The organism is Oleidesulfovibrio vietnamensis (assembly GCF_055388115.1).
In genome coordinates, this window is sequence record NZ_AP042419.1 from 1,984,031 (window position 1) to 2,001,041 (window position 17,011).

Consider the following 17,011-nt stretch of genomic DNA (forward strand, 5'->3'; position numbering starts at 1 on the left):
TCGATGCCAGGTATCCGGTGTCAGCGGCAATGTAAAAATGACCCACCTCGGCAACTGAAAATTGACCCGCCTTGGAAGAACTGATGCCCTCCGTCAGGAGGCGCGATGCTTACCAAGGAAGGAGTCATGGAAATTCGAATTTTGCGGCGGCAGGGAAAGTCGATCAGGTGGATCGCCAGAGAACTTGAAATTTCACGCAATACGGTTCGTAAATACCTGCGCGATTCAAGCGAGCCGATTTACGAGCGTCAGACGAAACAGCCCGGAAAGCTCGATCCTTTCAAGGATTACATCGACGAACGGGTGCGGCAGGCTTCTCCACACAGGCTGCCTGCGACGGTTATCTTTCGTGAGATTGTCGAGCAGGGATATGCGGGATCCGAGCGTCTTGTCCGATATTATGTCAGCGGTCTGTATCCTGTTCCGGCTCCCGAGCCGGACAATCGGTTCGAGACGGCCCCCGGCATACAGATGCAGGTTGACTGGTGCGTATTTCGGAGAGGGAAGGAACCGCTTTCTGCCTTTGTGGCTACTTTGGGCTTCAGCCGCCTTACGTATGTGGAGTTCGTCACGGACGAGACCTTTGCCAGCCTTCGCAAGTGCCATGAGAATGCGTTTGCCTTTTTTCAGGGTATTCCCCAGGAAGTGCTGTACGACAACATGAAAACGGTAGTTGTTGAGCGGGATGCCTATGGCTCCGGAAAACATCGCTTTCACTCCGCATTCCGGCAGTTGGCGACGGACTACGGCTTCACGCCCCGGCTTTGCAGGCCGTACAGGGCTCGGACAAAAGGCAAAGTCGAGCGTTTCAACCACTATCTGCGAAACAGCTTTTATGTGCCCCTGGTGACAAAGCTCGCCAACTCCGGTCTGAAGCTGGACGCGCTGACTGCCAACCTTGAAGTCGGCAAGTGGCTCCGGGAGGTGGCAAACTGCAGAAAGCACAAGACAACCGGGCAGCGCCCTGACAGGCGGTTCCTCGAGGAGCGAGAGTCGCTTCTGCCGTTGCCGAAAACAATTCGGCAGGACTCTGCCTGCCTTCTGGATGGCACCGGCAAATTGGGAACATGGCCTGTCGAGATGCTTCAGCGTTCCCCAGCGTTTTATGACCGCTTCCTTCAGGGAGGTGCGTAGTGGATAGCCTCCAGCACGAACGAATGGTTTCGGTCTGTGAAAAGCTCAAGCTATGCGCTGTGCCGAACTGCTATGACCAGCTTGCGGAAGCGGCCGTCAGGCAGGAGAAGAGTTACATACAGTTTCTCGAAGAGGTCTTGCGGGCGGAAGAGGCCTTCCGCAAAGAGCGGAGCCGTGAAGTAATGACGCGTATGGCGAAATTCCCGGCACCAAAGACCATTGAGGGATATGACTTTTCCTTTGCCGCAGGGGCTCCGAAGAGACTGATCCAGGAGCTTGCCGGACTGACCTTCCTGAAGCGCAGGGAAAACGTTCTGCTGCTTGGCCCCAGCGGGGTCGGCAAAACGCATCTGGCAATTGCTCTTGGCCTGCGTGCGGCTGAGGCCGGTCTCAAGGTTCGCTTCACGACGGCGGCAGACCTCATTCTCCAGTTGGAGACCGCGATCCGGCAAGGCCGCTACGCACAGACCATGAAACGCTCCGTCAGCGGGCCGAGCCTACTCATTGTGGATGAGGTCGGCTATCTCCCGATGACAGGCGACCAGGCAAACCTCTTCTTTCAGGTGGTGGCCAAGCGGTACGAGTCAGGTTCAATCATACTGACTTCCAACTTAAGCTTCGGCGAATGGGAGACCGTCTTTTCCGGAAATACGGCCCTGACCTCAGCCATGCTCGACCGGCTGCTGCACCACTCCCATGTCATCCAGATCAAGGGAGACAGCTACCGGCTGAAAGACAAAATCAAATCCGGCGTGTTCGGAAAAAACAACTGAGGCAGGTGGGTCAAAATTCAGTTGCCGACCGAAACGAAAAGTGGGTCAGTTTTCAACTGCCGTTGACACCGGTTTTACTGCAAACCCGTCACCCTCGTCCGGTGCTGGGAAATCAGGGGAGAAAATCGTTTCTCTGGTCGGGTTGGCGGGAAGTGGTTGTGCGAGATGCTTTCAGCGTTTATTATCAAGGAGTTACGAGGAGCGTGGGCTTTGAGACTGTTTTGCGGTAGGTCGGCGTTCCCTCCACCAGACCCCTATTTCGGTGGGTTTCATGAAGTCTCAAAACTCCATGAAACCCTTTTATTTTTGATCTTTAGCCCGCATTGCTGCGCGGGATTCTCGTGCTTTTTAAGCAAAAATGTGTGTTATCATAATGTTGACATGGATTGTGCGTTTCACCATGATGCTGACTATTGCATTTTGATGCAGATTGACAACGCAATGGGTTGAGGTTGTCGGTGATGACAAACAACGGAACGGCCTTCGAGCAGAGCAAGCTCGGTCGAAAATATATCAAGAGCTTTGCAAGCGGCATTGCCCATATGTTCGCCTATTCGGCGGAACATTATGCATGGCTGGCCTATAGATATCAGGCTCCGTCTGTGACGATCGATATATGGTCACAGCGTATTGAACCCAGCTTGTTTGACATAGAGAGAAACCGGATTTTAGCTGGCATGTGCCAGCAGGCGCTTCAGCGTAACGTTACAAGACTGGCGCCGCCTGCTGAGGTGGTTTCGGCAACTGTTTCCGCCCGCTTCGGCATTGAGAACTATCTTAAAGATGGTAACAGCGCCTCAATTGGCCGGTCAGTATTCACTGCTGTGCTGGTTGATGAGTGTGGCAAGCAATGGCAAGCAGGACATGTTGAAGAGCGGATGCTGATAGAAGGTTGAAAAGCGAAGCTCAATGAGCAGAAAGTAAATACTCAGGGTTTCATGGTGTGTTTGCAGCCATGAAACCCTTTGTTTTTTCTTTCTGGAAGCAACATGGTGATACTTCAGGTAAAAGTCGTGTTCGCGGGAGGTGACAATGAGCTTTTGCAACAGACGTTGTACTGCAACGGCCGGTTAATCAGCGATAATAGTATTGAGGTGCAAAATCCTGCTGGAGCGCTGTGTATCCCGTTGAGAGTGGCTCGCCGAAGCTTACTCCCACTTCGTTTCCCTGTTGCCAGACAACGTGGTACTGAATGTTTTTCATGTATTCCGGAGAGTTTTCGATCAGGCGCATGATGCTTCCGCTGCTGTATTCATAGGAAGGCAACTGGCCGTACTCCATGCCGAATCTTGCACCGCCCTGGCTTATGTCCAGCAGTTTGACTGAATATTGTGCATCTCCGTACTGGATATAACATGGATATTCATAGTCATACTCATCAAGATACACCCGTTGATATTGCCTTCTTTCTTCCATGATACACCTCCTGCGCAAAATTTGCGTTGAGTGACTTCCGCATACTGCTAATAGTAAGTACATTACGCATGCAGGTGTTCTTTATCAATCGTCGGACAAAAAAAATAATGTTCAGAAAAAATTAAAGCCTGTCTGAACAGTATACCTTTATGTAACGTTGTTGAACGACGTTATTGCTGAGATAAAAAAAACGCCTCCGAAGAGGCGTTTGTCTTAATTCTTTTCTGAATCCGGATAGACATCTATCGGATCGGATGTTTTTCCCTGCTCCCCTTTTGTACCGGCAGAGCCTTGGGGCAGGCTTTTGCGGGAGGCCCCCAGAGCCGTGACTGGGGTTATTTCCGTTGCCTGGCTGCCGCTTTCCAAAGCCTTGATCAGTTTGCCGTCCGCTGTCAGGGCTGTCTTGCCGTCAATGATGGCAATGCCTGTGCGTTCCAGCACTTCACGTCTGAATGCGTATTCTTCCTGCAGCTTTCGTGTCTTATACATAAGAAACAGTTTGGCAAAGTAGCTTGCCAGCCACGCGACAAATACAGCAACTCCCACCCAGACGGCAATCTTCATGGCTGCTGCGCCAAAACTGACTAAGGCCGCCATAATTACGTCCAGTTTGTATATCAGCCCCCCCAGCAGAATAAGGCCGCCCAGCAGGATAAGGCTGGGAAGGCCCTGCGCCATGCTCAGCCAGCGCCTGAGACGTTCGGGGAGATGTTCCTTGACTGCGTCGGAAGAAGATTCACCGCCGATAAGCCGGGAAAAACAGACCCCCACCATCTGGGTAACAAACATGACGGCCACGGGAGCAATGAACAAACCGATTATATAGGCTTTCCAAGGGAATTCATACGTGACGGTTCCGTCAGGCAATTTCTGGATATTGGTGATTCCATGAAGTATGGCTACTACCGTCACCACAAATTCCACCAGAATGATTCCTATGGCAATGTAGGCAAGCAGCGATTTTTTTTCCCTGTCGCTTAACAGGGCGCCGACCATGGAACGCTTTTTTTCAGCTCCCTTATCGGCTGCGTTCTCTTGCATTCATTCCTCCTTGGCGCGGGCCGGAGCCCGGTATGGAATTATTGCCGCGTAACCAACCTGTTGACGGGTCGGCTTCTGCGAGGCGCTGTGGAGACTCTCTACTCTTCTACGATTGAAAACTCAAATCATAAAGCAAGATCAAACAGGATATAATACCCCATGTGAGTGTGACCAGCGTGAAAAAAAGACAGTATGTGCTTTATATCCGGAAAGACAAATAAAAAAGAGCGCCGGAAGCGCTCTTTTTTATTTTGGGGGTGGTTGTGGCTTAGCGCGGCTTGCCGCCGTTGAAAAACTTTTTCGTTTCAGAAGCGATAACCGGCGAAAGCATGATCAGACCGATGAGGTTGGGGAACGCCATCAGCCCGTTAAAGATGTCCGATACGGTCCATACCACATCAAGCTTGAGCACGGCACCCAATCCCACGGATGCCACAAAAAGCCAGCGGTAGGGCTTTACGGCCCAGGTGCCCAGCAGGTATCCGATGGATTTTTCGCCGTAATAGCTCCAGCCCAGAATGGTGGAGTATGCGAAAAGAATAATACCCACAGTAACGATGAGGCCGCCCATGCTTCCGGGCAATCCCAGCGAATAGGCATAGGAAGTCAGTGAGGCGCCGTTTTCACCCGAAGTCCATGCACCGGTGACCAGTATGACAAGGCCGGTCATTGAGCAGACGATGATGGTATCGATAAAAGTCTGCGTCATGGATACAAGGGCCTGCATGACAGGCGAATTGGTCTGCGCTGCGGCTGCTGCGATGGGGGCCGATCCCAGACCTGATTCGTTGGAGAACAGCCCGCGCGCCACACCCATGCGGATGGCAAGCATGACCGCGGCACCGGCAAAGCCGCCGCTGGCTGCAACAGGCGAAAATGCGTATTCAAATACCAGTGACAGAGCACCGGGAATTTTGTCTGCATGAATGACCAGAATGACCAGCGACCCGGCCATGTACAGTACAATCATGAAAGGCACGAGGATGGAAGTGACGCGCCCGATGCTTTTAATGCCGCCGATGATAACGAAGGCGGTGAAAACCATGAGCGTGATCCCCGTGATTTCAGGGGCGATGTTGAAGCTGTGGTTGATGGCGTCGGCTACGGAGTTGGACTGCACCATGCTGCCGATACCGAAAGCCGCGACGGCGGCAAAAAAAGCAAAGAGCGAGCCCAGCCATTTCCAGCCCAGCCCGTTGGAAATATAATACATGGGGCCGCCGCTCATGGTGCCGTCTTCATCCTGAATGCGGTATTTTACAGCCAGCACGGCTTCGCCGTACTTTGTGGCCATGCCCACAAGACCTGTCATCCACATCCAGAAAAGAGCTCCGGGGCCACCGATGAAAATAGCCGTGGCAACCCCTGCAATGTTGCCCGTACCCACCGTGGCTGAGAGAGCCGTCATCAGAGCCTGAAAGTGGGATATGTCCCCTTCTGCGCCGTGTTCTTTACGTTTGATGAAGGCCAGATGGAGCGCGTAGGCCAGTTTGGAAAACTGCACTCCTTTCAGCAGTATGGTCAGCCACACCCCTGTGCCGACCAGAAGCAGCATCAGGGGCCAGCCCCATACATACCCGCTGAGCAAATTGAGAAAATCTTGCATACCGGTGTTCTCCTCCATTTCATAGTACACAGGCCCGCAGTGCACCCCCCGACAGGGCGCAGTGCAGTAACCGGCAGTAAGCGATAACTAAAATGCCGTGTTACTTTATGGGTCATGCACCAATGATGACGTTTTTGCAAGCTATGATTGAGGTATCGTTATGAAAAACAGAAAAAAACACCATTTGCAGCTGCAGATTTGTCAATTATGCAAAATGGCGTTTTTATGAAAAATGCGGGAATGGAGGCATGATAGGAAGCGTGTGGCAAAGAGGCCGGAGCCTGCGTCGTGATACCAGCCGTACGACAGGCGGTTGTCATGCCGCCTGTCGTATGGCTGCTCTTGAAAGCGGGAACACGGTCAGTCGGTCAGCAGAACAAGCAGTTCCTTGGGACCGTGGACACCGAACTGAAGGATCAGCTCTATGTCAGCTGTTTTGGAAGGGCCGGAGACCAGCAGCGCGTTGGTAGGCATCTGCCCTGCCCAGTTCTGTGCGGCCATGGCCTCGGAAAAGGATGAAAAAAGCTGATTTTTATCGACAATCACAATATGCAGCGGCGGCACAAGCGAAAGCATACGAGGCTCATGCTTGTCCGGCCAGAGTATGATGGCTCCGGTATCCGCAATGCCGCCCAGAGAAGATGTGATGCCCGCCTCTATAGAGAACAGTTCATCCCTGAAGGCCTCGGCACTGCCGGAAACCGCTACGAGTCCGGTGGTGCTTTTACTCTGCTTCCATGATGCTTCCAGCTGTTTTGCCAGCTTTGAGCCGGCACCGTATGCCAGTCTGGTGATGTTTTTTTCGGCCAGCAGGCGCCGCAGTGTCGTGAAGAGTTCTTTCTTTTTGACGGAAACAACCTCGGCCTTCATGGTTTCAAGCAATCTGACGAAGCGTTCTTCCTTCTCTTTTTCAGTGAATACAGGCGGCTCCCAGTCTGTTGACGGAGCGGGCGCCGCAAAGCTGCCGGCAGATTTGTACAGCCGTTCCAGAATGTGCTCACGAGCCTGACTACTCATCGCGTATGCCCTCCTCTTTTGCTAGGTCATGCAGACTTTTGGGTGCGAATTTCGGGGTGGTGCGTACGCTTGTCCACGCCTTCAGGGGGCCGACTTTGGGCAGCCTGTGGCCGAAGCGCCCCAGCATGCGGGTTGTCAGACGATTGAGGTACGGCAACCGGTAGACGGCGGCCCATCCTTTCCAGACAATGGACTCAATGATGTTTTTCTTGAATCCATGTCCCTTGATTATTGTTTCGGCGTGGCTGTCGGCACAATTCCCGTAACTTTCGTCGCGCATGCGCCGGATGATAGCGGGAATGGGTATCATGACGGGGCAGACTTCCTGACATGCATTGCACAGGCTAGAGGCTGTTGCCAGACTGCCTTTCAGGTCCAGCCCGTCAATTTGCGGAGTCAGAATTTTACCTATGGGGCCGGGATAAACAGAACCGTACGCGTGTCCGCCGATGCGGGTGTACACGGGGCAGTGGTTCAGGCATGTGCCGCAGCGAATGCATTGCAGCGTCTGTCTCAGTTGTCTGTCTGCAAGCATTTTTGAACGCCCGTTATCCAGAATGACAAGATGGACTTCCGTGGGACCGTCTTTTTCTCCTTTTTTGCGCGGCGAGGTGATCATATTGACATACGTGGTGATTATCTGCCCTGTTGCAGAGCCGGTCAGCAGGCGCAGCAGCGGCGGCACGTCATCAAGTTTTTCCACCACCTTTTCCAGCCCCATGAGGGCGATATGCACAGGCGGCACCGTTGTGCACATGCGGCCGTTGCCTTCGTTTTCAACCAGCACCAGTGTGCCGGTTTCCGCTACGGCAAAGTTGACACCGGAAAGTCCCACCTGTCCCATCCGGAACTTTTCCCGCAGCGTCTTGCGGGCAATGGCATTCAGCTTTTCCACTTCTTCGACATAGGGCGTGTCTTTCAGCTTTTCGTGGAAAATCTGGGCAACCTGTTTTCTGTTTTTGTGGATGGCGGGCACAATGATGTGCGAAGGCGGCTCATTGTTGAGCTGGATGATGAATTCACCCAGATCTGTTTCCAGCGCTTCGATGTTTCTTTCTTCCAGAAAGCGATTGAGGTGCATCTCTTCGGAAACCATGGACTTGCCTTTGACAAGGCGGGTCGCGTCATGCCGTTTCATGATCTCCAGCACAATATTATTGGCTTCCGCGGTTGTTTCGGCCCAATGCACCACTATGCCGTTTTCAGTACACTTTTTTTCCAGCTTTTCCAGCAGCGCAGGCAGCCGTGAAAGACAGCGCCGCTTGATTGCATTGCCTGTCCTGCGCAGTGCGGCGGTTTCTTCCGGATCCGCAAACACGGCCTTGCGTTTCTGTATCATGGTGCCCATGGCAAACTTAAAGTTGCTTCTGAGCTGACTGTCGTTGAGCGCTTCCTGAATATGCGCGGCAAAATCAAACTTTTTTTTGCTAGCCATGGATACGCTCCCATATGAATTCTGCAAGGTGCTGTGCTCTGACGCCGATCCCCTGTTTTTCCATGGCACCGGCAATGTTCATCATACAGCCGCAGTCGCCGGTTATAACCCGTGATGCTCCTGTTGCCACGATATCGTTGATTTTATCCTGCACCATGGCACCGGACAGTTCGGGTTGCTTTATGGAAAAGGTTCCGCCGAATCCGCAGCACTCATGCTCATGTTCAAGTTCCACCAGTTCCACATTGTCCAGCTGGCGCAACAGCGCTTTTGCATGCTCTGTGACGCGCATTTCCGTTCTGGCGTGGCATGATGAATGCCACGTAACTTTTACAGGCTCCCCTTTGTCTTTGTAGCGGGCCCCCAATGCGTTGAGCAGAAAGTCTCCCAGCTCATAAATTCTGTCAGAAAAAGCCTTGATATCATAGTAATCAGGATGGCCGGCAAAAAGTTCGGGATAGTGGGTTTTCATCATGCCGGCGCAGGAACCGGAAGGAACCACGACTGGACAGTCCCGGGCAGAAAAAGCCTGTACCTGCTTGAGGGCCACCGCCATGGCTTCTCTGGGAAAACCGGAATTGTAGGCTGGCTGTCCGCAACAGGACTGCTCCTGCGGAAAGATAACCTGCACCCCCTGCTGCTGAAGCAGCTTTATGCCCGCCATGCCTGCATCGGGATAGGCCATGTCCACAAGGCAGGTGCCGAAATAATACACAGTATCAAGCTTGTCGGGGTATAAACTCATAGCGCTCTCTTTACGTTGTATTACTATAGATTGCCCCCGGGACATGGCAAACATGTCACAGAGGAGTAACAGAATGTTCAGTGTAGCACAGCCCCGGCAGCGTGTCGACTTGATGAAAATTTATCCTTCTTTTCCGGAGGGGTTGCCCCGTATACTAACCCATAGTAAGAAAATCCGCTTGAGGATAGCTCAGTTAAACGACAAGTGCGCACTTACGGAGGCCGCATGAGGAAGATAGCGTTTATTACCGGAGCGACGTCAGGATTCGGCACGGCCTGCGCCAGAAAGTTTCATGGTGCAGGTTGGAATGTGGTTTTGACCGGCCGCAGAGAGGACAGGCTTTCAGCGCTGGCTGAAGAACTGGGAAGCCGCAGGGTGCATACCGCATGCTTTGATGTGCGGGACCGTGAGGCTGTTTTTTCGGCAGTGGAACAGCTGCCCGATGATTTCCGCGAAGTCGATGTGCTGGTAAACAATGCCGGTCTGGCTCTGGGGCTTGAGCCTGCACACAGGTGCGATGATGCAGACTGGGACACCATGGTAGACACCAATATCAAAGGTATTCTGCACTGCACCAGAGCCGTTCTGCCCGGTATGGTCGCCCGTAAAAGCGGCCATGTTATCAATCTGGGGTCCATTGCCGGCAACTGGCCTTACCCCGGCGGCAATGTGTACGGGGCTACCAAAGCATTTGTACAGCAGTTTTCCAGAAACCTGCGCTGCGACCTGCACGGTACCGGAGTCCGCGTCACCAACATTGAGCCGGGGCTGGCAGAAAGCGAATTTTCCGTGGTCCGTTTCGGCGGAGATGCGCAGAAGGCAGCCAAGGTTTATGAAGGAACAACCCCTCTGACGCCTCATGACATTGCCGAAAGCATATGGTGGGTTGCTTCGTTGCCTGCACATGTTAATATCAATGCGCTGGAAATTATGCCGACCTGTCAGTCATGGTCTGCTCTTTCCGTTCACAAAGAGTAACCTTTCAAAGCTTAACTAGGCACAAAAGCTGCGGGTTACCGCAGCTTTTTGCGTTATGGAGTCTTTATGCCGGATGCCGTGAACCTGTTTGTGTCCACTGCCATCAAGTTTTTCTTTCTGCTCACTCCTTTTTTCGGGCTGACCATGTTTCTGGCCATGACGGAACACATGGACAGGAAACAGCAACGGAAAATTGCCGTGCGGTGCATTGTTTCCGTAGTAATCATTTCAATGGTTCTTTTTCATTTCGGCGATATCATTTTTTCTCTGTTCGGCATCACGCTTGATGCTTTCAGAATCGGCGCCGGAGCCCTGCTTTTTCTTTCCGCGGTCAATCTTATCCGTGGTCCCAGCGGGACTGTGGGAGCCAGTGCAGAAGGTGATATCAGCGTTGTGCCCCTTGCCATGCCCATAGTGGTCGGTCCGGCGACCATAGGTACCCTGCTGGTGATGGGAGCAACCATGCACGGCACCACAACGCGTCTTATAGGCAGTTTTGCGCTGGTTACGGCCATTCTGGCACTGGGCATTCTTTTTTTTATGGCTCCGGCTCTTGAACGCATTCTCGGGCGCACCGGACTTTCCATCATGACCAAAATAACCGGACTGATCCTCTCTGCTCTTTCCGCCCAGATAATTTTTACCGGGGTACGGAATTTTCTTATGTAGAGCTTCGGTGTCAACCGGCATAGTCTGCAAACAGAAAGGCCCGCCGGATTGCCGGCGGGCCTTGTTGTCTGTCCGATGATAAGAGGGCTACTGGTCTGAGGGAAGCTTATCTGCCGTACCTCGTCCGCACAGCATATCAATATCGCCCAGCAGGCCGCGTTCTGCGGTTGTTTTCGCTGCTGTCTTGCAGTCGGGCCACGTGGCAGACCGGCCCAGCAGGTAGTCAAGACGTTCGAAGAACAGCGTGTACAGCGCCTGACTGAGAACCATGTCTTCCTGCAGAATGCTGTTGTCGGCCACGGGTTCTGCTCCTGTCTGCGGGCCGAGGACATACGCTTCTTTACCGGTGGCAATGACCTGAACGCGGGTGCCGTTTTCTGCGGGCACGGCATTGACAGTCCAGTAATCAGTACCGGCTGCGGCGGTAACTACAAGATACCGGAAAAACTCACGTGTTCCTGCAATGCCATGCTTTTTGCGGGTAATGATCATGTCCTGCGGGTCGGCAAGCGTAAGCACAGTTTCGGCTGCCTGCAGCGCCTGATCCGGTGTAACGTTTTCGTACACACGGACAGAGGCTGCCAGTGCTTTTTCACGGTACAACTCAGCTTCTTCTGCGGGGACAGAGCCTCCCGCAGCACATCCGGAAAGCAAAAGTATGAGCATAAGCAGGGCGGTTCTTCTCATGGGCGACTCCAGTAATTCGTATGAAATGCTTGTGGATCAGAATATCAGCAACAATAGCCCGACGTGACAGCCTTGGCAAAGCTTTCCCGGCGTAAGGAGATCACCCTTCAGGCTGTGTGTGTTGTTCCAGCCCCGCAAGGGGCGACTTGCCAATCTGGTGCTTGATGTACTGTTTTACCAGAACCCCTGCGCGTTGTTCTGCCGTCAGCGATGCACCGTATCCGCCGTTTCTGAGTACCTGCTGAAAGTCATCACGTTTCAGAATGCTGTCTTCGGCGGAAATCTCTTCAAGTCTGGCGCTGTACCGGGCAAGGCTTGCAATCTGTTCTTCTTCCGGTTGCATTTTCAGCTTTTCGGCATAGGTTGCGATCTCGCCGGCAGGCGGAAGACGCGGTGATTCTATTACCGCCTTGAAGCCTTTCAGAAAACGTTCCGTACCCGACAGGATATGGCTTTTTTTGACAACGTTGAGCCCTGCCCAGCCGGCCTTCAGCCATTTGAACATGGCGTAGCGGGTGCGCGAAGCTGTCTCGTCATCAAAGAAAAAAGTCACGCTGGCGGAGTCGTACATGTAGGTATCCATCCAGCCTATGGCGCGAGCTGTACCGCCTTCGACACCTGTGTAAACATACTCCCAGTCACTGTCGTCGCCCACAATGGCTCCTTTCAGCCCTACGCCGGAAGGTCCGGCCTGACGCGACACACTGATAAACACGCGTTTTCCGTTCCACGGCATGAGTATAAGCAGCCTGTGCAGGTCGTATCCGTAGTAGCACCCGCTGAAGTGGTCGGGGGTGATTTCTTCGTACTCCGTGCCGCGCAGTATATGCATGTCGTTCAGATTTTCCGCCTGCTTCCACAGCGGGGCAGCGGCAAAGATATCACTGCCGGGCTTCCAGTGGCCCAGACGGACGCTGGCAGGAAACAGGGCTGCCGGTGAAATGGCAGGATCGTAGCAGTATTCCAAAAAGGTCGTCAGCGGGACATTGATGGTATCTCTCAGAAAAATACCGCTCCCCGCCTCATTCTTGGAAGGCTGGGGCAGCGAGTCCGGCGTTGCGTTTTTTCCGACTACAAGTTCAAGCAGCGGTTCAAGGTTTTCCGCTGTCAGAGGGATCGTTTTGTCAGTGACTGCCGCAAGCAGCGTATCAAGGGCGCTGTTGACCTCCTGACTGGTGCGTGGTGTCTGGTCATCAGTTTTTGCTGCCGCATGCTGCACTGTAACAATGCAGCATGACAGCAGTAATACAAAAAATGCGCTGCACAAAAAGCGGCAACGCCTGAGATTCTGTCCAGTGTTCATGTAAGGTTCCTGCTAAAGCTTGAAAGTATGTGCCTGCTCACCCGAAGGTGTGCTTGTTGTCCGGACGATAATGGGCTATCGTCTGCCGGTCAAGTCGTGCGTTGCGCCTTGTGCATGTAAAAACAGCATATTAGCATTAAAAATAAATAGCCTCCTGTAAAACAATGAGCCTCACTCAGACACAGATATGGCAATCCATACTGGATCTTTCCGGTATTTCGGCTTCTGTTTCCAGTTCCATCCAGCGTACGCTGGGTAAAAAACATCTGGAGATGGATGCTCTGGGGTTGGGTACATCACCTGCGCCAGAGCGTCCTGTCGCGCAGAGGGTGCCGGAATCAGTGGCCGGCAGGCTGCTTTCCACCTCATCATAGCTTCATGTTTTCTCTGTTGCTACTGTTACTCGGCCTGCTGGCCGGACTGGCTCTGCTGGTAGGCATGGCCTCGTATCTGTTGTATTCTTACGAGGTGGCCAGTACCTCGCGCGGGGCTTCCGCGCGCCGCCCCCCCATTCCCCGGGCCATAGTCCGCGGCATTGCCATGAGCATGACCGGACAGATTCTGGTGACACTTACCTATCCGCTGGGATTGTGGGAACGGTTGTGGTTTTCTCCTGCCGGCGGACATTCCGTGACAGATGACAATCCTCCCCTGCTGCTTGTGCATGGTCTGTACCACAATGCTTCAGCCTGGATGGCCTACCGCAAATGGTTGCGCGAGGCAGGGTTCACCAACGTTTATGCTTTTTCCTACTCAAGCTGGCGTACTGACTTTGATACGCTTGTGCTCGAACTTGATGACCGCATTGCAAAGCTTGAAAAGGCTTTTCCCGGCACGGCACCGGTGCTTGTGGGGCATTCGCTGGGCGGGCTGATCATCAGAGGGTGGATTAAGCGGTTCGGCGGGTGCCGCAGGGTGCGGGCTGTGCTGACATTGGGCACTCCCCATCAGGGCAGCAAACTCGCCCGTCTGGGGTTCGGGCGTCTGTGCCGCAGTCTGGCGTTCAGAGGCCCCCTTGTACGCGCTCTGGAAAAGGACGAACCTGCTGTAAGAGTTCCGGCTGTGGCACTGTATTCCGGAATCGACAACATGGTGCTGCCCGTAGAGGGGCTGAAACCGCGCGCGACGGGATGGCGCCTGCATGAGGTGCATCCGGTGAGCCACATTTTCATGCTCTACAGTAAAAAAACGTTCGATGAATTTCACTGCAGGCTGAAAGAGACTCTTGCGGGGGGCTGTCCGGTTACTCCGCAGACTGGCCGTGCCGGTGATACAGTCTGACATAGTCCTGTGCCATACGCCGCGCAGTAAAGCGGTTCAGCCAGCAAGTTCTTGCAGCCTCTCCCATTTTTTTCAGTCCGGTCCGGTCTGCCGTCAGGTGCATAATCTGTTCTGTCATGGCGGGCCAGTTTCCGGGCTGAACAAGCCTGCCTGTCTGGCGGTCGATCTGTTCCGGTACGCCCCCCTCGGCAAAGGCCACAACAGGGGTACCTGCTGAAAAAGCTTCAAGAACCACCAGAGGATGATTGTCCGCCAGTGTGGGGTACACCAGCAGGTCGGCGGCCGTGAGCACCAGCGACAGGTGCCGGCGGTCAAGATACGGCAGTACCAGCAGACGTTCTTCTGTCCGGCAGCTGTCACCGCCCGCCATTATGCATATGATGTCGCGCCTGCCGCGCACGCTCCGCCATAATCCTTCCCATTGTTCACCCGCCTTGTATGCCGCCTGCTGCCCTCCGTGGGCAAGCATGAGTATGACTCTGGCTGCTGCAGCAATGCCCAGACGTTTCCGGGCTGCATTCTTTCCTTCCGTAAAAAATGTATCTTCAACACCGTTGGGTATCACATGGCAGGGTATGCCCGAAACTGCCTGTCCGGCCATTTTTTTCAGCCACAGGCTGGGAGATACCATCTGAACGGCTGACACGGCACAGAGCTTTTCCAGCGCGTCCCTGAGAGCGGCCTGCCGTGCTGCGGCATACGGGTAGCCGCGCGGGCAAGGGTCAGAACACCCGTCCTTCCAGCCACTGCACGCCAGCGGAAAAGGACAGCCGCCGGTGAGAAGCGATGCGTCGTGCAGCGTGATGACCACCTGCGGGAAGCGCTGGGCATCGCTCAGCAGACGCTGCCAGTCGCAGGTGCTGTGCAGGTGCAGAACGTCACAGGGCTCAGAGAATAAGCTCCGGGCAGGTGCTGTTGTTATGCACTGACATTGCCCCTCTTCAGGCAGGAGCGGGTCACTGTCGTCGTATTCTGTGCTGCGGACAACGCGGTATGGCATTTCCGGTGCACAAAGTTCGTTGTGCAGCAGGGTGGCCACCCGTGCCGCACCGCCGCGCCTGCACAGCATGCTGTGCATCAGAATGCCGGACGAGGCTGTCATACCCGCTCCAGCAAATCCTGTTTCAGGGCCCAGAGAAGCAGGAAACAGGCATCTTCGGCAGTCATGCCGCAATGCTGCACCAGCACGGCTTCAATATTGGCCGCACAGACAGGACTGCGGGCGGCAAAAAGCATCCGGTGCAGAGCATTGCGCGGGATTCTGTCGTCCACCCCGGCATATATGACGGGATGGTCCGCACCTCTGTATACGGCCTGCCCCGCCCTGCTCCACTGCAGCATCAGCCCGCCGTGCAGGCGGTCTGTGGGGTGACCCGCAAAAATGGCGGCGTAATCCATCTGTTGCGGATGACGGATTGCGCGGAGCGCCTGTTCATCAACCGCGGTGGCGGCCAGCGAATCCCACAGGGCTATGTGACGCCGTACCACGCTGTGCCATGTGAACTGTTCAAGCACACGCTTGCGTCCTGCAGCGCCCATGGTTTTTGCTTTTTCCGGAAACGTGAGCAGCAGGTCGAGAGCCGCGGTCAGCGCAGGGACATCCACCGCTGTCTGCTGAGCCAGCTGCAGGTGGTAGTGATTGTCGTACACCACACGGGCTGCGGTATCAGCGGCACGGGTGTCTGCCGGTCCAAGGGTGGGAACAAGCAGCCCTGTCTTTTCGTGTTCCACCAGGTCGCGGTAGCCGTTCCAGTCCGAAGCGATAACGGGCAGTCCGGCTGCAGCGGCTTCCAGTACCGTCAGTCCGAACGACTCCTGCACATTGTCTGATGGAGACAGAAAAATGTCAGCCGCGCGATACAGCGCATCGCGCACCTGATCATCCGGGCGGTGGAAAAAGCGGAGCTGCAGCCTCATGGCACTTGCCAGTCCGGACAGTACATCCGGTGTGGTGTCGCCCTGCTCTGTCCAGCCTGCAACGATAAGCGTGATCGAGCCGGGGGCGTGCCCCGCGGCAAACAGCCTCTGAAAAGCGCGCAATACCGGCAGCAGGTCCATTTTTGAATAGTGTGACACCCTGCCTGTGATCAGAACTACCCGCGATTCACCATGAAGCCCCAGCTCTTTTCTTGCTGTGTCACGTGTCCCGCAGCTGTCTTTTTTTTCCGGCAGATGTGCGCCAAGCGGAATGAGTGCCACCGCAGGCGCCCTGTAGCGTTCATCAAGACCGTATGCCTGCCGCAGCGAGGCATATATATTTTCCACCGCGCATTTAGCCGCGCGTGATGTGGCAATAACCGCATCACGCGCACAGGTGCCCTGCCACATGTGACCGAGAAATGCCGAAGGATACCATGCATAGCTCAGTGAATGGGTGGGGCCGGTTATGGGGAAAATATTGCAGCCGTGCAGGTTGCGGACTCTGGCAAGACTTGCCGTGTCTTCTATGCAGTCTGAAAGATGAAAACAGTGATAAACCGTTGTTTTTAACGCGTCCGGCAGCTGAGGTCTGGTGGTGACGCGCACGCGGTCCTCCGCGGAAAAATCGGGCAGCGCAAGCTGTATCCACCGGACAAGCTGACGGCACTGGGATTCGTTCTGCAGAAAGAAATGATACTCATCATATGGATTCTGCTGAAAAAGTTCTTTGAGAAACTGCGTGTTGGCCACACTGCGTCCCATGATATCGCCATGCTCGACGAAGGGGTGCAGGCTGCCCCATATGCGCTTGCGGCAAGGTGTACTGTGCATGCTTTTGAAAAGACACAGAACAGGCCGGTTGTCAAACAGAGACAGTATTTTGACGGTACCCTTGTGGGAAAATGAGTTCGTTACTCAACATACTGATTTGCGATATTTTTATTTTCACGGCGCAAAGGTTGCATGCAAGATGGCAAGAAGAATCACCCGATGATATCGGGGGGAG

The 17,011-nt window shown here is 54.2% G+C and carries 17 protein-coding genes; 7 read left to right on the top strand and 10 right to left on the bottom strand.

The genetic code is table 11. The features are described 5' to 3' along the window. Window positions 1-105: 105 nt before the first annotated feature. From istA to ACZ5D1_RS08960, 3 genes are all read left to right on the top strand, one after another. Window positions 106-1,134: an IS21 family transposase gene (istA, locus tag ACZ5D1_RS08950; protein WP_011368690.1), complete on the top strand. Its 1,029-nt coding sequence runs from the start codon at window positions 106-108 to the stop codon at window positions 1,132-1,134. After that, window positions 1,134-1,907 carry an IS21-like element helper ATPase IstB gene (gene istB, locus ACZ5D1_RS08955; RefSeq protein WP_011368689.1) on the top strand — a complete coding sequence of 258 codons (774 nt, stop codon included), beginning with the start codon at window positions 1,134-1,136 and terminating at the stop codon, window positions 1,905-1,907. The genes istA and istB overlap by 1 nt, the downstream gene beginning before the upstream one ends. 461 nt (window positions 1,908-2,368) lie before the next feature. Next, complete coding sequence (locus ACZ5D1_RS08960) at window positions 2,369-2,803, top strand: hypothetical protein (protein ID WP_464554655.1); 435 nt, start codon at window positions 2,369-2,371, stop codon at window positions 2,801-2,803. Between the two features lie 178 nt (window positions 2,804-2,981). Here ACZ5D1_RS08960 and ACZ5D1_RS08965 read toward each other — a convergent pair whose 3' ends face one another. From ACZ5D1_RS08965 to ACZ5D1_RS08990, 6 genes are all read right to left on the bottom strand, one after another. Next, on the bottom strand, window positions 2,982-3,323 hold the full coding sequence (locus tag ACZ5D1_RS08965) for a PilZ domain-containing protein (RefSeq protein WP_011367771.1): 342 nt from the start codon (window positions 3,321-3,323) through the stop codon (window positions 2,982-2,984). A 213-nt stretch (window positions 3,324-3,536) separates the two neighbouring features. Continuing rightward, on the bottom strand, window positions 3,537-4,364 hold the full coding sequence (locus tag ACZ5D1_RS08970; RefSeq protein ID WP_464554656.1) for a hypothetical protein: 828 nt from the start codon (window positions 4,362-4,364) through the stop codon (window positions 3,537-3,539). Between the two features lie 268 nt (window positions 4,365-4,632). Further along, window positions 4,633-5,970 (bottom strand): alanine/glycine:cation symporter family protein, encoded by a 1,338-nt coding sequence (locus tag ACZ5D1_RS08975; protein ID WP_011367769.1) that lies wholly within the window; start codon window positions 5,968-5,970, stop codon window positions 4,633-4,635. Between the two features lie 360 nt (window positions 5,971-6,330). Further along, entirely contained in the window at window positions 6,331-6,987 is a 657-nt protein-coding gene (locus tag ACZ5D1_RS08980) for a LutC/YkgG family protein (RefSeq protein ID WP_464554659.1), read from the bottom strand. Next, window positions 6,980-8,422 carry a LutB/LldF family L-lactate oxidation iron-sulfur protein gene (locus ACZ5D1_RS08985; RefSeq protein WP_464554660.1) on the bottom strand — a complete coding sequence of 481 codons (1,443 nt, stop codon included), beginning with the start codon at window positions 8,420-8,422 and terminating at the stop codon, window positions 6,980-6,982. Before ACZ5D1_RS08985 ends, ACZ5D1_RS08980 begins: the two co-directional genes overlap by 8 nt. Further along, on the bottom strand, window positions 8,415-9,167 hold the full coding sequence (locus ACZ5D1_RS08990; RefSeq protein WP_011367766.1) for a (Fe-S)-binding protein: 753 nt from the start codon (window positions 9,165-9,167) through the stop codon (window positions 8,415-8,417). Before ACZ5D1_RS08990 ends, ACZ5D1_RS08985 begins: the two co-directional genes overlap by 8 nt. A 225-nt stretch (window positions 9,168-9,392) precedes the next feature. Here ACZ5D1_RS08990 and ACZ5D1_RS08995 point away from each other — a divergent pair, with 225 nt between their 5' ends. Together ACZ5D1_RS08995 and ACZ5D1_RS09000 are read left to right on the top strand one after the other, a co-directional pair. Continuing rightward, window positions 9,393-10,145, top strand: a complete 753-nt coding sequence (locus tag ACZ5D1_RS08995; RefSeq protein WP_011367765.1) for an SDR family oxidoreductase — start codon at window positions 9,393-9,395, stop codon at window positions 10,143-10,145. Between the two features lie 66 nt (window positions 10,146-10,211). After that, the gene (locus ACZ5D1_RS09000) at window positions 10,212-10,814 is read left to right on the top strand and encodes a MarC family protein (RefSeq protein ID WP_011367764.1); all 603 of its coding nucleotides are present in this window, start codon (window positions 10,212-10,214) and stop codon (window positions 10,812-10,814) included. Window positions 10,815-10,901: 87 nt separating this feature from the next. Here the strand turns inward: ACZ5D1_RS09000 and ACZ5D1_RS09005 are convergent, their stop codons facing one another. Together ACZ5D1_RS09005 and ACZ5D1_RS09010 are read right to left on the bottom strand one after the other, a co-directional pair. Beyond that, window positions 10,902-11,501, bottom strand: a complete 600-nt coding sequence (locus ACZ5D1_RS09005) for a hypothetical protein (RefSeq protein WP_464554662.1) — start codon at window positions 11,499-11,501, stop codon at window positions 10,902-10,904. A gap of 100 nt (window positions 11,502-11,601) precedes the next feature. Continuing rightward, entirely contained in the window at window positions 11,602-12,804 is a 1,203-nt protein-coding gene (locus ACZ5D1_RS09010; RefSeq protein WP_464554663.1) for a hypothetical protein, read from the bottom strand. A gap of 164 nt (window positions 12,805-12,968) precedes the next feature. Between ACZ5D1_RS09010 and ACZ5D1_RS09015 the strand changes: the two genes are divergently transcribed. After that, complete coding sequence (locus ACZ5D1_RS09015) at window positions 12,969-13,178, top strand: hypothetical protein (protein WP_027181964.1); 210 nt, start codon at window positions 12,969-12,971, stop codon at window positions 13,176-13,178. A gap of 4 nt (window positions 13,179-13,182) precedes the next feature. After that, complete coding sequence (locus ACZ5D1_RS09020) at window positions 13,183-14,085, top strand: esterase/lipase family protein (RefSeq protein WP_011367761.1); 903 nt, start codon at window positions 13,183-13,185, stop codon at window positions 14,083-14,085. On the opposite strand, the gene ACZ5D1_RS09025 is transcribed toward ACZ5D1_RS09020, so the two are convergent. Both ACZ5D1_RS09025 and ACZ5D1_RS09030 read right to left on the bottom strand, forming a co-directional pair. Continuing rightward, on the bottom strand, window positions 14,048-15,187 hold the full coding sequence (locus ACZ5D1_RS09025; RefSeq protein ID WP_464554665.1) for a glycosyltransferase: 1,140 nt from the start codon (window positions 15,185-15,187) through the stop codon (window positions 14,048-14,050). The genes ACZ5D1_RS09020 and ACZ5D1_RS09025 overlap by 38 nt on opposite strands. After that, entirely contained in the window at window positions 15,184-16,836 is a 1,653-nt protein-coding gene (locus tag ACZ5D1_RS09030) for a glycosyltransferase family 4 protein (protein WP_027181966.1), read from the bottom strand. Before ACZ5D1_RS09030 ends, ACZ5D1_RS09025 begins: the two co-directional genes overlap by 4 nt. Window positions 16,837-17,011 lie beyond the last annotated feature (175 nt).

Excerpts from the sequence above, each read along its gene's own strand:
- istA (WP_011368690.1), top strand. The coding sequence starts at position 106 with ATGCTTACCAAGGAAGGAGTCATGGAAATTCGAATTTTGCGGCGGCAG.
- ACZ5D1_RS09010 (WP_464554663.1), bottom strand. The coding sequence starts at position 12,804 with ATGAACACTGGACAGAATCTCAGGCGTTGCCGCTTTTTGTGCAGCGCA.
- ACZ5D1_RS09015 (WP_027181964.1), top strand. The coding sequence starts at position 12,969 with ATGAGCCTCACTCAGACACAGATATGGCAATCCATACTGGATCTTTCC.
- ACZ5D1_RS08965 (WP_011367771.1), bottom strand. The coding sequence starts at position 3,323 with ATGGAAGAAAGAAGGCAATATCAACGGGTGTATCTTGATGAGTATGAC.
- ACZ5D1_RS09025 (WP_464554665.1), bottom strand. The coding sequence starts at position 15,187 with ATGACAGCCTCGTCCGGCATTCTGATGCACAGCATGCTGTGCAGGCGC.
- ACZ5D1_RS09000 (WP_011367764.1), top strand. The coding sequence starts at position 10,212 with ATGCCGGATGCCGTGAACCTGTTTGTGTCCACTGCCATCAAGTTTTTC.
- ACZ5D1_RS09005 (WP_464554662.1), bottom strand. The coding sequence starts at position 11,501 with ATGAGAAGAACCGCCCTGCTTATGCTCATACTTTTGCTTTCCGGATGT.
- ACZ5D1_RS08980 (WP_464554659.1), bottom strand. The coding sequence starts at position 6,987 with ATGAGTAGTCAGGCTCGTGAGCACATTCTGGAACGGCTGTACAAATCT.
- ACZ5D1_RS08960 (WP_464554655.1), top strand. The coding sequence starts at position 2,369 with ATGACAAACAACGGAACGGCCTTCGAGCAGAGCAAGCTCGGTCGAAAA.
- ACZ5D1_RS09030 (WP_027181966.1), bottom strand. The coding sequence starts at position 16,836 with ATGCACAGTACACCTTGCCGCAAGCGCATATGGGGCAGCCTGCACCCC.
- ACZ5D1_RS08975 (WP_011367769.1), bottom strand. The coding sequence starts at position 5,970 with ATGCAAGATTTTCTCAATTTGCTCAGCGGGTATGTATGGGGCTGGCCC.
- ACZ5D1_RS08970 (WP_464554656.1), bottom strand. The coding sequence starts at position 4,364 with ATGCAAGAGAACGCAGCCGATAAGGGAGCTGAAAAAAAGCGTTCCATG.
- ACZ5D1_RS08990 (WP_011367766.1), bottom strand. The coding sequence starts at position 9,167 with ATGAGTTTATACCCCGACAAGCTTGATACTGTGTATTATTTCGGCACC.
- ACZ5D1_RS08995 (WP_011367765.1), top strand. The coding sequence starts at position 9,393 with ATGAGGAAGATAGCGTTTATTACCGGAGCGACGTCAGGATTCGGCACG.
- ACZ5D1_RS09020 (WP_011367761.1), top strand. The coding sequence starts at position 13,183 with ATGTTTTCTCTGTTGCTACTGTTACTCGGCCTGCTGGCCGGACTGGCT.
- ACZ5D1_RS08985 (WP_464554660.1), bottom strand. The coding sequence starts at position 8,422 with ATGGCTAGCAAAAAAAAGTTTGATTTTGCCGCGCATATTCAGGAAGCG.